Origin of the sequence: Gluconacetobacter aggeris (assembly GCF_014174395.1) — a bacterium.
Lineage (GTDB): Bacteria > Pseudomonadota > Alphaproteobacteria > Acetobacterales > Acetobacteraceae > Gluconacetobacter > Gluconacetobacter aggeris.
Genome location: NZ_JABEQD010000013.1, coordinates 16,089 through 28,748, shown reverse-complemented (window position 1 = coordinate 28,748; position 12,660 = coordinate 16,089). Strand labels below are relative to the sequence as shown.

The 12,660-nt window shown below is 68.0% G+C and carries 12 protein-coding genes; 8 read left to right on the top strand and 4 right to left on the bottom strand.

The annotated features are described in order from the left end of the window. Nucleotides 1-41 precede the first annotated feature (41 nt). The gene (locus tag HLH36_RS15615; RefSeq protein ID WP_182987266.1) at nucleotides 42-485 is read right to left on the bottom strand and encodes an Rrf2 family transcriptional regulator; all 444 of its coding nucleotides are present in this window, start codon (nucleotides 483-485) and stop codon (nucleotides 42-44) included. 81 nt (nucleotides 486-566) lie between these two features. On the opposite strand from HLH36_RS15615, the gene hmpA reads away from it, so the two are divergent. Both hmpA and HLH36_RS15605 read left to right on the top strand, forming a co-directional pair. Beyond that, complete coding sequence (gene hmpA, locus HLH36_RS15610; RefSeq protein WP_182987265.1) at nucleotides 567-1,775, top strand: NO-inducible flavohemoprotein; 1,209 nt, start codon at nucleotides 567-569, stop codon at nucleotides 1,773-1,775. A gap of 68 nt (nucleotides 1,776-1,843) precedes the next feature. Further along, nucleotides 1,844-2,212, top strand: coding sequence for a DUF488 domain-containing protein (locus HLH36_RS15605; RefSeq protein WP_246376935.1), 369 nt, complete (start codon nucleotides 1,844-1,846; stop codon nucleotides 2,210-2,212). Nucleotides 2,213-2,232: 20 nt separating this feature from the next. Here the strand turns inward: HLH36_RS15605 and HLH36_RS15600 are convergent, their stop codons facing one another. The 3 genes from HLH36_RS15600 to HLH36_RS15590 all read right to left on the bottom strand — a co-directional run bounded on the left by HLH36_RS15600 (nucleotide 2,233) and on the right by HLH36_RS15590 (nucleotide 5,008). Beyond that, nucleotides 2,233-2,886 (bottom strand): HPP family protein, encoded by a 654-nt coding sequence (locus tag HLH36_RS15600; protein ID WP_182987264.1) that lies wholly within the window; start codon nucleotides 2,884-2,886, stop codon nucleotides 2,233-2,235. Nucleotides 2,887-3,030: 144 nt separating this feature from the next. Further along, nucleotides 3,031-3,948, bottom strand: a complete 918-nt coding sequence (locus HLH36_RS15595; protein ID WP_182987263.1) for a prephenate dehydrogenase/arogenate dehydrogenase family protein — start codon at nucleotides 3,946-3,948, stop codon at nucleotides 3,031-3,033. Between the two features lie 13 nt (nucleotides 3,949-3,961). Then, nucleotides 3,962-5,008: a lysylphosphatidylglycerol synthase domain-containing protein gene (locus tag HLH36_RS15590; protein ID WP_182987262.1), complete on the bottom strand. Its 1,047-nt coding sequence runs from the start codon at nucleotides 5,006-5,008 to the stop codon at nucleotides 3,962-3,964. Between the two features lie 196 nt (nucleotides 5,009-5,204). On the opposite strand from HLH36_RS15590, the gene hpnA reads away from it, so the two are divergent. From hpnA to shc, 6 genes are all read left to right on the top strand, one after another. Beyond that, a complete protein-coding gene (gene hpnA, locus HLH36_RS15585; RefSeq protein WP_182987261.1) occupies nucleotides 5,205-6,200 on the top strand; it encodes a hopanoid-associated sugar epimerase in 996 nt (331 codons plus the stop codon). A 16-nt stretch (nucleotides 6,201-6,216) separates the two neighbouring features. Then, nucleotides 6,217-7,386: a glycosyltransferase gene (locus HLH36_RS15580; protein WP_182987260.1), complete on the top strand. Its 1,170-nt coding sequence runs from the start codon at nucleotides 6,217-6,219 to the stop codon at nucleotides 7,384-7,386. After that, the gene (hpnC, locus tag HLH36_RS15575; RefSeq protein ID WP_182987259.1) at nucleotides 7,383-8,288 is read left to right on the top strand and encodes a squalene synthase HpnC; all 906 of its coding nucleotides are present in this window, start codon (nucleotides 7,383-7,385) and stop codon (nucleotides 8,286-8,288) included. The genes HLH36_RS15580 and hpnC overlap by 4 nt, the downstream gene beginning before the upstream one ends. Before the next feature lie 82 nt (nucleotides 8,289-8,370). Continuing rightward, on the top strand, nucleotides 8,371-9,252 hold the full coding sequence (gene hpnD, locus HLH36_RS15570) for a presqualene diphosphate synthase HpnD (protein ID WP_182987258.1): 882 nt from the start codon (nucleotides 8,371-8,373) through the stop codon (nucleotides 9,250-9,252). 4 nt (nucleotides 9,253-9,256) lie between these two features. Then, nucleotides 9,257-10,555 carry a hydroxysqualene dehydroxylase HpnE gene (gene hpnE / locus HLH36_RS15565; protein WP_182987257.1) on the top strand — a complete coding sequence of 433 codons (1,299 nt, stop codon included), beginning with the start codon at nucleotides 9,257-9,259 and terminating at the stop codon, nucleotides 10,553-10,555. 69 nt (nucleotides 10,556-10,624) lie between these two features. Next, nucleotides 10,625-12,616: a squalene--hopene cyclase gene (shc, locus tag HLH36_RS15560; RefSeq protein ID WP_182987256.1), complete on the top strand. Its 1,992-nt coding sequence runs from the start codon at nucleotides 10,625-10,627 to the stop codon at nucleotides 12,614-12,616. Nucleotides 12,617-12,660: the final 44 nt, after the last annotated feature.

The following is a 12,660-nucleotide window of genomic DNA, read 5'->3' as shown; positions in this document are numbered from 1 at the left end:
CCCCGCCAAGGGCGGTGCCTTTGGAAACCGCTTGTTTGGGGTCAGGGGCTGCCGAGCCGGCTGATTTCGAAGGGGGTGATCATCTCGGCGAGCGTGTAGCGGTCCAGGACGTCGGTCATGGCCCGTAACGCCTCGCCCAGAACGCCGCGCAGGCGGCAGGCGGGCATCAGCAGGCATTGGGCGCGTGGATCGGTGTCCGCGTTTTCGCCCATGCAGGCCAGAAGGGCCATGTCGTCTTCCATATAGCGCACGACGGCGCCGATATTGATGTCGGCGGCGGGGCGGCCGAGCCGGATGCCGCCATTGCGGCCGCGGATGGTGTCGATGAAGCCGCCCATGCCCAGCCGGTGGATCACCTTGACCATATGCGCTTCCGAAATGGCGTAGGCTTCCGCGATCTCGCGGATCGAAGACAGGCGTTCGGTCCGGCTGCCGAGATAAATCAATGCGCGAAGTGCATAGTCGGTTTGCAGCGTCAATTTCATGGTCGGAAGATGCGCGTTCTTGACAGGTTTTCCAATGTGCCCGAAAAGGTATATGTAAAATACACCTTAAAGGATCGAGCCATGTCCGCTCCTCTTGACGAGACGACCCGTGCGATCATTCGTGCCACCGTTCCGGCGCTGAAGGCGCATGGCGTGGACATCACGACGGAAATGTACAAGCGCCTGCTGGCGCACCCGCAAATCCGCGACCTGTTCAACATGTCCCATCAGCGCGATGGCGAGCAGCCCAAGGCGCTGGCGCTGGCGGTGCTGGCCTATGCCGAACATATCGACAGGCTGGGCGCGCTGGGCGGGATGGTCGAGCGCATCGCGGAGAAGCATGTCGGCCTGAATATCCTGCCGGAGCATTATCCGTACGTGGCCGAAGCCCTGCTGGGGGCTATCGCGCATGTGCTGGGCGATGCCGCGACGCCGGACATCCTGGATGCGTGGGGCAAGGCGTACTGGTTCCTGGCCGACATCCTGATCGGCCGCGAGAAGCAGATCTATGACGCGCATGAAGCGGCGCCGGGTGGCTGGACGGGCTGGCGCGCGTTCCGTGTCCGTGCGCGGAAACAGGAAACACCCGCGATCGTTTCGTTCGAACTGGTGCCGGCGGATGGCGGCGTGATCGTGCGGCACAAGGCGGGGCAGTATCTCAGCTTCAAGCTGGACGTGCCCGGTCATGGAACGCAGCGCCGCAACTACAGCATTTCCTCGGCGCCCGGCGCGGATCACTACCGGATCAGTGTCCGGCGTGCGGATGGGGGCGTGGTGTCGCCGTGGCTGCAGGACCATGTGCAGGAAGGTGCGGAGCTTCTGGTCGCCAATCCGGCGGGCGATTTCGTGCTGGACGAGACGGCGAAGGGCGCGGTGGTGCTGCTGACGGCCGGCGTGGGGCTGACGCCCGCCATCTCGATGCTGGCGGAACTGGCAGGGAATGCCGGGCGGCCGGTGCGTTATGTGCATGGTTCGGACACGCCGGAGACGGCGGCGTTCGTTCCCGAAGTGTGCCACCTGGCCGCGCGTGGCATGCTGGCGGCGGATTTCTTCTTCGCCCATGCGGATCTGTCCGCGCACGATGGCGGAGCGGGTGTGACGCGGCATGCCGGACGGATCAGCACGGGCTGGCTGCGTGAGACGCTCGACCGGGGCGCAACCTATTATGTCTGTGGCCCCGACGCGTTCATGCGGGACATGGTGGGCACCCTGCGGGAGGCGGAATTGCCGGCCGCGCAGATCCGCTACGAGTTCTTCGGTTCGGCGGCCGATCCCGAACTCGTCGTCTGATCGGCAGCCATGCGGATGTCCGGAGGCGGTGTCCCGCGGACATCCGACGAGAAGCGAAAGGAGCGGTCATGGTGGAGAGGAGCCATATGTCCGAAATCGGGCTCAAGCGCGTTTATGACGCGCCCGAACCCGGTGACGGCGTGCGCGTGCTGGTGGATCGTCTGTGGCCGCGTGGCGTGCGCAAAGAGGACCTGAAGATGGATCTGTGGCTGAAGGATGTGGCGCCCAGCCCGGATCTGCGGCACTGGTTCGGGCATGATCCGGCGCGCTGGGCGGCGTTCCAGGTCCGGTATCGTCAGGAACTGGATGCCGGGAATCCGGAAATCGCACAACTGGCCGCACTGGCGGACAAGGAAAAGGTCACGCTGCTGTATGCGGCGCATGATCTGGCGCACAACCATGCGCTGGTGTTGCGGGATTTTCTGCGCGGGGTCTGACGTGCCGCCGGTCCGATCCGCTAGGTGGCAGGCCGTATGCCGCGGCGGCGGTCGGCGGCGGCCTGTTCGGCCAGGGCCAGAAGCTGCTCGATGTCGCCCGGGACCACGTCGAGCGGGTCGGGCATGCGCTCCAGTGCCGTCCGGATGTCGGAATGGGTGAAATGCGGCGCCGGAACCGCAGGGGCGGGTACCGGCACATGCGGATAGACATGGCCTGTCGCACGGTGGAAGACGATCGCGGCCACCGTCAGGATGACGGAATTCAGCGCGACGGGGAAAAAGGGAAACAGCAGCGCGCCGCCCATGCCATGGGCTGCCGGATGGGCCAACACGGCCGTCAGCGCCGCGGCACCCCCCGGCGGGTGGAGGGCGCGCGCGGCGAACATCGCGGCGATGGCCAGCATGACTGCGAGTCCGCTGGCCAGCGGGAGGGGAATGCCCGGCAGGCATGAGACCCCGGCGCCGATCGCTGCCGACAGCGTATTGCCCAGAATGATGGCCCGCGGCGTTGCCAGGGGGCTGGACGGTACGGCAAAGGCCAGCACCGCCGATGCCCCGATTGGCGCGACGATTGAAGATGCGGCCGCCGGCGCGATGGCGGCGCCCGCCAGGCAGGAGAGGGTGATTCCGATCAGACTGCCGCCTGCGGCGCGGAAGGAGGGCGTTTTCGTCATCTGTTCGTGCGATGGGCTGTCGTAAGCCCCGATCGTGGGGCCTTTTCAGGTCGTTTCGGGACCGGTAATAAGGTATATTTTTTATGAACCTTATTGGGTGCGACCGCAAGCACGGGTATGGCACCCGCGCATCTGGTCGCGCTGTCAGGCCTGGCGGTTTTCGATCAGGCTGCGGCGGATGTGGCGGCCGCGTTCGATGCGGTCGACGATGAAATCCTCGTCGCCCCAGCGGATGGCGCGGGCCATCGCCTGGGCGTCCTCCATGAAGCGGGCCAGCATTTCCAGCAGGGCTTCGCGGTTGTTGAGGAAGATGTCGCGCCACATCACCGGGTCCGACGCCGCGATGCGGGTGAAGTCGCGGAAGCCCGAGGCCGCGAAATCCAGCACTTCGGAGCGGGTTTCGTCCGCCAGGTCGTCAGCGGTGCCGCAGATGGTGAAGGCGAGCAGATGCGGCAGGTGGCTGACGATGGCGCAGACGCGGTCGTGATGGGCCGGGTCCATGATGCGCGTGCGCGCACCCAGGTGGTGCCACATCGTCTCGATGAGCGCGGTGGCCGCCGGGTCGGTCTCTTCCAGCGGGGTCAGCAGGCACCAGCGGTCGTCGAACAGCGTGGCGAAGCCGGCGTCGGGGCCTGAATATTCGGTGCCTGCCATCGGGTGGGTCGGTACGAAGGGGATGTCGGGTCGCAGCGCCGGGGCGATGGCGGTGATGATCGACTGTTTGGTCGAGCCGACCTCGCTGAGGATTGCGCCGGGCTTCATGGCCGGCAGGATCTGCGTGCCGACCGAGGCCACGGCGCCGACCGGCACGCACAGGATGACGCAGTCGGCGCCGGCGGCGGCCAGGATGGGATCGGCTTCCACCCGATCGGCGATGCCCAGCTCCGCGACCCGCCGGCGGACGGCGGGATCGATGTCGCAGGCCACCAGTTCGGCCGCGATCGTGCGATCCAGCCGGGCGCGGCGCAGGATCGACGAGCCGATCAGGCCGGGGCCGATAACGGCCAGCGTACCGAACAGGGGGGACGCGGGCTTGGGGGATGTGGTCGGTCGGTCGGTCATGGGGCGGATCGGTTCAGCGCGAACGTTCGGAGGCGGGATAGCCGCTCTCCTCGGGGGCGGTGTCCTGCCGGTTGCCGCGCAGGCGGCGCACCTCGGACGCCTGCCACAGCAGCAGGACGGGGATGCCGATCGCCAGGTCGCGGCCCCGGCGCAGCAGCGACAGGCCCAGCGAGACCGACGGGTCGATGCCGAAGGCCGAGCCCAGGGCGATATAGGCGGCTTCCTGCACGCCCAGGCCGGCCGGGACCAGGAACGAGGCGGACATGATGCCGCAGGCCACGCCCTCGATGGCGATGGCGCCGGTCAGGCTGAGATGCGCGCCCAGGAAATAATAGCCTACCCAGATGGCGGCGGCGCTGCCGATCCAGGCGACCAGATGGGCGATCGCGGCTTGGGCGATGCGGCCGGGATGCGACCAGACTTCGTCCAGCTTCTGCTGCAGCGTGTCGGCGCTGCTGAGCATCGCGCTGTGCCATTGCGAGGCGATGTTGCGGCTCAGCCCCCGCGCCATGCGCTTGAGGATGGTGCCGCCATGCTGCTGCGTCCAGATGAAGCCGCCGATCCCCACCGCCAGCAGCAGCGTGCCGACGATCACCGGCTTGGCGAAGGGGCTGGACTGCTGGTGCACGACGAGAAGCGCCGCCGCGATCAGCACGAAGACGATCTGGCCCAGAACTTCGGTCGTGAGGTCGACGATGTTGGCGCTGGCGGCCTCGGGCCAGTCGATCGACCGGCCGCCGGTACGGGGCGACGCCTGGGCGCCGGTCGCGCGGATGCCGATCAGGATGCCGCCGAGCTGCGAGAAGGGCAGGCAGGTCGCCGCAGCGTCGCGGACCATGCGGGCCATCGTCAGGTGGGCCAGCCCGATCTCGCGGCAGGCTGCGTGCCAGGCGACACCCAGGATTGCATCCACTGCGAGCTGCGCGAGGATCGTGGCGCCGAATCCGACGAGGCCGATGGACAGGACGGCCTTCAGCACGGAGCCCGCACCGAGCCATGCGGTACATCCGGTAATCAGGGCCAGTCCCAGGAAGGCCAGCAGGATCGTGAGCTTTTTCAAGGATTGACCGCACTTCGTCTGCCGCGCCGTGGCCGGCCCGCGGGGACCGTGCCGACGCATGGGTTGGGCCTGACTTACACCAGAGGAGGGTCTGGCGCCACCATGTGGTGTCGGGATAAATGGTGCCCCGCCTTCCGCCGTCCTGGTGGCCTCCTGGGCCGTGTGGATGGAACCTGCCGGAGCATTTGATCGGATCATGACTGCCCCCACGCTTGTTACCGGCGCGACCGGATTCGTCGGTTCGGCCGTTGCCCGTACGCTGCTGCAACGGGGGCACAGCCTGCGGCTGATGGCCCGCAAGGGCGCCGACCTGACCAATATCCGCGACCTGCCGGCCGAAATGATCGAGGGCGACCTGTCCGCCCCCGCGACCTTTGCCGATGCGGTGCGCGGCTGCCGCTATGTGTTCCACGTCGCCGCCGACTATCGGCTGTGGGTACCCGACCCGGCGCCGATGATGACGGCGAACGTGGAGGGCACGCGGCGGCTGATGCTGGCGGCGCAGGAGGCGGGGGTGGAGCGGATCGTCTATTGCTCCTCGGTCGCGGCGCTGGGACTGATCGGCGACGGCACGGTGTCGGACGAGGATACGCCGGTCCATGAACATGCGGTGATCGGCATCTACAAGCGCTCGAAATACCGGGCGGAGCAGGAGGTGCTGCGCCTGGTGCGCGAGCGTGGCCTGCCGGCGGTGATCGTGAATCCTTCGACGCCCGTGGGGCCGCGCGACATCAAGCCCACCCCCACCGGCCAGATGATCCTGGACTGTGCGGCCGGAAAAATGCCGGCCTATGTCGATACGGGCGTGAACATCGTCCATGTCGATGACGTGGCGGAGGGCCATGCCCTGGCGCTGGAGCGTGGGCGGATCGGCGAAAAATATATTCTGGGCAGCGAGAACCTGGCGCTGAACGAGCTGTTCGCCATGACGGCGCAGATCGCGGGCGTGAAGCCGCCGCGCATCAGCCTGCCGCAGGAAGTGATCTGGCCGGTGGCGGTGGCGTCGGAATGGCTGTCGCGCGGGTTCGGCATCGCGCCGCGCGTGACGCGCGAGATGCTGGCCATGTCGCGGAAGAAGATGTTCTTTTCCTCCGCCAAGGCCGAGCGGGAGCTGGGCTATGCCCCGCGTCCGGCGCAGGGCGCGGTGACGGATGCGGTGGCGTGGTTCCGCCAGAGCGGCATGCTGAAATAAGACGGACGCCAAGACGATGCTCCTGCTGCTGACGGCGCTGCTCTGCGCCCTGGTCTGGCTGGTCCTGATCTGTTTCCATGGCCGTTTCTGGCAGGGGGGGCCGATTCTGGATCCTGTTTCCCCCGCTGGAATGGCCGACTGGCCGCCGGTCTGTGTCGTCGTTCCGGCCCGGGACGAGGCCGGGTCGGTCCAGGCCTGCGTGAGGTCCCTGCTGGGGCAGTCCTATCCCGGTCCGTTGCGCCTGATCCTGGTGGACGACGGCAGCACCGACGGCACCGGCGACCTGGCGGGCGCGGTGCCCGACCCGCTGCGCCGGCTGACCGTCGTGACCGGCCGCGAACGCCCGCCGGGCTGGAGCGGCAAGCTGTGGGCCGTCGCCCAGGGCGTGGCCGAGGCCCGGCGCCAGATGCCGGAGGATGATGGCTACGTGTTCCTGACCGATGCCGACATCACCCATGATCCGGCCCATGTCGCGACCCTGGTGGCCAAGGCCCGGACCGACGGGCTGGACATGGTGTCGGAGATGGTGGAACTGAACTGCGCCAGCGTGGCCGAGCGGCTGCTGGTGCCGGCCTTCGTTTTCTTCTTCGCGCTGCTCTATCCGTTCGCGCGGGTCAACGATCCGCGCAGCCGGGTTGCCGGGGCGGCGGGCGGGTCGATCCTGATCCATCGTGCCGCGCTGGCGCGCATCGGCGGCATTGAATCGCTGCGTGGCGCGCTGATCGACGATTGTACCCTGGCCATGCACGTCAAGCGCAGCGGGGGGCGGCTCTATCTGGGGCACAGCCGGCTGGCGCGTTCGATCCGGCCCTATCCGCACCCGGCCGATGTCTGGCGCATGGTGGCCCGTACCGCCTATGTGCAGTTGCGCTATTCGCCGCTGATGCTGGGGGGCACCGTGCTGGGCATGGTGCTGGTCTGGATCGCGCCGATGCTGCTGGCGCTGTTCGGGCATGGGCTGCCGCGCCTGCTGGGCGCCCTGACCTGGATCGCCTCGATGGCGTCCTTCGTGCCGACGCTGCGGCGCTTCCGCCTCTCGCCAGCCTGGGCCGTGCTGTTGCCGCTGGTGGCCGTATTCTATACCGCCGCTACCATCGGGTCGGCCGTCGACCATCATCGGGGGCGCGGCGTGGTGTGGAAAAGCCGCGCCTATCGTGAACCCACCGGGAACGCCCCGCCAAAATGACAGGACAGCATGTGAACGCGACCCAGAGCCGGCAGGACGCCCTGCGCACCGATCAGGACGTATGGGGGACCGAGGATGTGTCGTCCGGCAAGGGGGCGGCGGACGAGAATTTTCCCGTCGGTTCGCTGCTGATCAGCCGGCGGCTGCGCCCGCATGTCCATGCCTATTACGATTTCGCGCGGGTGATCGACGATATCGTCGACTGTGACCGGCTGACGCCCGAAGCCAAGATCGCGCGGCTGGATGCGATGGAAGACGTGGTGCTGGGCCGGCGTGAGGCGCCGCTGCGCCGCGATGCCCAGACGGCGGTGCGTGTCGGCCGCACGCTGGCCGTGACCGGGGTGCCGGTCGAAACCGCGACCGACCTGATCGTGGCCTTTCGCCGCGACGCGGTGAAGAACCGCTATGAATCGTGGGAGGAACTGGCCGATTACTGCCGCTATTCCGCCAATCCGGTCGGGCGTTTCCTGCTGGGGCTGCATGGCGAGAGCGCGGCCACCTTCGGCCCGTCCGATGCGCTGTGCACGTCCTTGCAGGTGCTGAACCATTTGCAGGATTGCGCGGACGATCTGCGCACGCTCGACCGCTGCTATCTGCCGCTGCCCTGGCTGGCGCGCGAGGGCGCGGCGGTGGACGATCTGCGGGCGGCTTATGCCTCGCCGGGGCTGCGGCGGGTGATGAATGCGCTGCTGGACCGCGTGGATGCGTTGAATGACGAGGCAGGGCGCCTGCCGGGGCTGGTACGCGACCGGCGCATGCGGCTGGAATGTGCCGTGATCGTCGGTCTGGCGCGTCGGCTGGCCGTGCGGCTGCGGCGGCAGGACCCGCTGGCCGGGCGGGTGAAGCTGACGCGCGGCGATGCCGTGGGCGCGCTGGCGGGCGCGCTGCGCGTGCTCCCCTGATGGGCGGTGTTTTGTCTTGGGCGGCAATCCGCCCTAAACCGCTGCTGCGGAATGAACGGATGACGGAAACGGGAAGGCGGGAATGGAATTGACGCGGGCACGCACGGTTCAGGCTCCTCCCCTAGGATGCGATCCGGCCGATCTGGCGCAGGTCGAGGCTGTGGTCAGCGCGTCGGGCACCTCGTTCGGCAAGGGCATGCGTATCCTGCCGCCCGATCGGCGCTATGGCATGTATGCCGTCTATGCTTTCTGCCGGCTGGTGGACGACGTGGCGGACGATGAAGGTGCGACCGAGGACAAGGAAGCGGGGCTGGAAGCCTGGCGGCAGCGGATTGCCGGCCTGTACGAAGGCCGGACCCATGATGCGCTGGACCGGGTGCTGGCGGTGGTGATCGCGCGCTTCTCGCTGCGGCAGGCGGATTTCGAGGCGGTGATCGACGGGATGATGATGGACGCGCGCGGCCCCGTCGTCGCGCCGGACGAGGCGATTTTCGATCTCTATTGCGACCGGGTGGCCTCGGCCGTGGGGCGGCTGTCGGTGCGGGTGTTCGGCGATGCGTCGGAGGAGGCCGATCAGGTGGCCTATCATCTGGGGCGCGCCTTGCAGATCACCAATATCCTGCGCGACGTGGCCGAGGATTCGCGGCTCGGCCGGCTGTATCTGCCGCGCGAATTGCTGGCCCGTTTCAACGTGCCGCTCGACCCCGCGCGGGCGCCGCGTGCCCAGGGGCTGGAAGGCGTGTGCCGGGTATTGGCGGGGCGTGCGCGCGACCATTTCCGCGCTGCCCATCGGGCGATGGCACGGTGCAACCGGCAGGCGATGCGGCCGGCGCGGCTGATGGGGGCGACCTATGGCGCCATCCTGACGGCGCAGGAGCGGCAGGGCTGGCGCCATCCGGAACGGCGCGTGTCGCTGTCGCGGCCGCGCAAGCTGCTGATCGCCGCCCGCGCGCTGGTCGGATAACGCGATGGCGGGGCATGTCCATATCGTCGGCGGCGGGCTGGCCGGCCTGTCGGCGGCGATTGAGCTGGCGGGCAGCGGGGGACGGCTGACGGTCTACGAGGCCGGGCCGGCCTGCGGCGGGCGGGCGCGGTCCTATTACGATCGGCATCTGGGCTGCCGGATCGACAATGGCAATCATCTGCTGCTGTCGGCCAATGATGCGGTGTTCCGCTATCTGGGCCTGGTCGGGGCGGAAAAGACGCTGGTGGGCCCCGACCGGCCGATCTTTCCCTTCGTCGATCTGGGCGACCGATCGCGCTGGACGCTGGATCTGTCGCGGGGGCTGATCCCGTTCTGGCTGCTGTCGAAGCATCGGCGGGTGCCGGGCATGCGCCTGGGGGAAATCCGGTCGCTGACCCGGCTGATGCAGGCAGGGCCGGAGCAGACGGTGGCGGAGTGCCTGCTGCCGGGCATGTTGTCGACCCGGCTGCTGGAGCCGTTTGCGATCTCGGCCCTGAACACGATGTGCGAGACCGGCAGCGCCGCCCTGCTGGGGGCGGTGATCCGCGAAAGCCTGGCCAAGGGGGGGCGGGCCTGCCTGCCGCGCTTCCCTGCCATCGGCCTGTCGGAAAGCTTCGTCGATCCGGCGCTGGACCATCTGGCGCTGATGAAGGCGGAAGTGCGCACCGGCTGCCGCGTGTCGGGCATCGTGGCGGCCGATGGCCGTGTCACGGGCCTGCGCCTGCCGGATGGCGAGGTGACGGTGGATGAGGACGATATCGTCATCATGGCGGTGACCGCGCCGGTGGCGGCCGACCTGTTGGCTGGCGTGCTGCCTGGCCTGCGCGTGCCCGATGCGTTTGAGAGCATCGTCAATATTCATTTCCGTCTCAATCCGGCGCCGAAGCCGCTCGGGGCACTGGGCCGGGCGCGCTTTATCGGCGTTGTCGGCGGGGTCAGCGAATGGGTGTTCGTCAAGGACGATATCCTGTCGGTGACGGTCAGCGCCGCCAACCGCTATGCCGACCGGGACAATGACGAACTGGCGGCCGTGATCTGGTCTGAGGTTCGCGCCGCGGTCGATCCGGCCCTGGCGCTGCCCCTTCCGGTGGGCATGCCCCCCATGCGCATGGTGCGGGAGCGGCGGGCCACCTTTGCCGCAACCCCGGCGCAGGAACGGCTGCGGCCGCCCGCGCGCACCGGGCTGGACAACCTGTTTCTGGCGGGGGACTGGACGGCGACGGGATTGCCCGCGACAATCGAAGGTGCGATCAGGTCCGGCGTGACTGCGGCCCGCGCCGCCCGCGACCCTATCCGGCGATGAGCCAGCCGCCGGAATTGTGAATGGCTGGCATTTTGCACAGGTCCCGCCTTGGGGGCGGGAGACAATGGAATGATGGTGAACGCGACCGATACCCTTGAACGTCCTTCCGCCGATGGTGCGGGCCTGGCTGTACCGATGATCGAGATCGACCAGGCGGTCGATGCCGGGCATGCGGCGCTGGGCCGCCGGCAGAACGATGACGGGCACTGGGTGTTCGAGCTGGAAGCCGATGCCACCATTCCGGCGGAATATGTGCTGCTGGAACATTATCTGGACCGCATCGAGCCGGCGCTGGAAGCGCGGATCGGCGTGTATCTGCGGCGCATCCAGGGCGATCATGGCGGCTGGCCGCTCTATCATGGCGGCAGGTTCGACCTCTCGGCCTCGGTGAAGGCGTATTTCGCGCTGAAGGCGATCGGCGACGATATCAACGCCCCGCACATGGCGCGTGCGCGCGCCGCGATCCTGGACCATGGCGGGGCGGAGCGCAGCAACGTCTTCACCCGTTTCCAGCTTGCGCTGTTCGGCGAGGTGCCGTGGCATGCCACGCCCGCGATGCCGGTCGAGCTGATGCTGCTGCCGCGCAAGGCTTTCTTCTCGGTCTGGAACATGTCCTACTGGTCGCGGACGGTGATTGCGCCGCTGCTGGTGCTGGCGGCGCTGCGGCCGCGCGCGATCAATCCGCGTGACGTGCATGTGCCCGAACTGTTCGTCACCCCGCCCGCGCAGGTGCGGGACTGGATCCGCGGCCCCTACCGGTCGCCGCTGGGCCGGGTGTTCAAATATGTGGACAAGGTGATCCGCCCCGGCGAACGGCTGATCCCCGAGGCGACGCGCCGCCGCGCGATCAAGGCGGCGGTCGATTTCATCGAGCTGCGCCTGAACGGGGTGGACGGGCTGGGCGCGATCTATCCCGCCATGGCCAATTCCGTGATGATGTATCGCGCGCTGGGCATGCCCGACAGCGATCCGCGCGCCGCGACGGCGTGGGAATCGGTGCGGCGCCTGCTGGTGGAGCATGGCGACGAGGCCTATTGCCAGCCCTGCGTCTCGCCGATCTGGGATACCGGCCTGGCCGGTCATGCGATGATCGAGGCCGCGTCCGGCCCCGAAGGCGTTCGCCCCGAAGAGACGAAGAAGAAGCTGGCCGCCGCCGCGCGCTGGCTGCTGGACCGGCAGATCCTGAACGTAAAGGGCGACTGGGCGATCAACTGTCCCGATGTGGCCCCCGGCGGCTGGGCCTTCCAGTATAACAACGATTACTACCCCGACGTGGACGACACGGCCGTGGTCGGGATGCTGCTGCATCGCGAAGGCGACCCGGCCCATCATGAGGCGATCGAGCGGGCGCGCCAGTGGATCATTGGCATGCAAAGCACCAATGGCGGTTGGGGTGCGTTCGACATCGACAATAATATGGAATTCCTCAACCATATTCCCTTCGCCGATCACGGCGCGCTGCTGGACCCGCCGACCGCCGATGTGACCGCGCGCTGTGTTTCGTTCCTCGCCCAGCTTGGCCGTCCCGAGGATCGGCCGGTGATCGAGCGGGGGATCGCCTATCTGCGCACCGATCAGGAGGCCGAGGGCTGCTGGTTCGGCCGCTGGGGGACCAATTACATCTACGGCACATGGTCGGTGCTGTGTGCGCTGAACGTCGCCGGCGTGTCGCATGACGACCCCGCCATTGTGGGCGCGGTGGACTGGCTGCGTTCGGTCCAGCGCGAGGATGGCGGCTGGGGCGAGGATTGCGCGACCTATGAGGGCGCCACGCCGGGCATCTATACCGAAAGCCTGCCCTCGCAGACGGCGTGGGCGACGCTGGGCCTGATGGCCGCTGGCCTGCGTGACGACCCGGCCGTGGCGCGGGGCATGGCCTATCTGGCCCGCACGCAGAAGGAAGACGGGGAATGGGACGAAGACCCGTATAATGCCGTCGGGTTTCCCAAGGTCTTCTACCTGCGCTACCACGGCTATCGGCAGTTCTTCCCGCTGATGGCGCTGGCGCGCTATCGCAACCTGGAATCCAGCAACACCCGCCGCGTCGCGTTCGGCTTCTGATCGTGTCCGGACCTGACGTGCTGCCGACGCGCTTGGGCGTCGTG

What these genes read in the sequence shown, in the direction of transcription:
- HLH36_RS15615 (WP_182987266.1), bottom strand. Translation starts at nt 485, where the DNA reads ATGAAATTGACGCTGCAAACCGACTATGCACTTCGCGCATTGATTTAT.
- hmpA (WP_182987265.1), top strand. Translation starts at nt 567, where the DNA reads ATGTCCGCTCCTCTTGACGAGACGACCCGTGCGATCATTCGTGCCACC.
- HLH36_RS15605 (WP_246376935.1), top strand. Translation starts at nt 1,844, where the DNA reads ATGGTGGAGAGGAGCCATATGTCCGAAATCGGGCTCAAGCGCGTTTAT.
- HLH36_RS15600 (WP_182987264.1), bottom strand. Translation starts at nt 2,886, where the DNA reads ATGACGAAAACGCCCTCCTTCCGCGCCGCAGGCGGCAGTCTGATCGGA.
- HLH36_RS15595 (WP_182987263.1), bottom strand. Translation starts at nt 3,948, where the DNA reads ATGACCGACCGACCGACCACATCCCCCAAGCCCGCGTCCCCCCTGTTC.
- hpnA (WP_182987261.1), top strand. Translation starts at nt 5,205, where the DNA reads ATGACTGCCCCCACGCTTGTTACCGGCGCGACCGGATTCGTCGGTTCG.
- HLH36_RS15580 (WP_182987260.1), top strand. Translation starts at nt 6,217, where the DNA reads ATGCTCCTGCTGCTGACGGCGCTGCTCTGCGCCCTGGTCTGGCTGGTC.
- hpnC (WP_182987259.1), top strand. Translation starts at nt 7,383, where the DNA reads ATGACAGGACAGCATGTGAACGCGACCCAGAGCCGGCAGGACGCCCTG.
- hpnD (WP_182987258.1), top strand. Translation starts at nt 8,371, where the DNA reads ATGGAATTGACGCGGGCACGCACGGTTCAGGCTCCTCCCCTAGGATGC.
- hpnE (WP_182987257.1), top strand. Translation starts at nt 9,257, where the DNA reads ATGGCGGGGCATGTCCATATCGTCGGCGGCGGGCTGGCCGGCCTGTCG.
- shc (WP_182987256.1), top strand. Translation starts at nt 10,625, where the DNA reads ATGATGGTGAACGCGACCGATACCCTTGAACGTCCTTCCGCCGATGGT.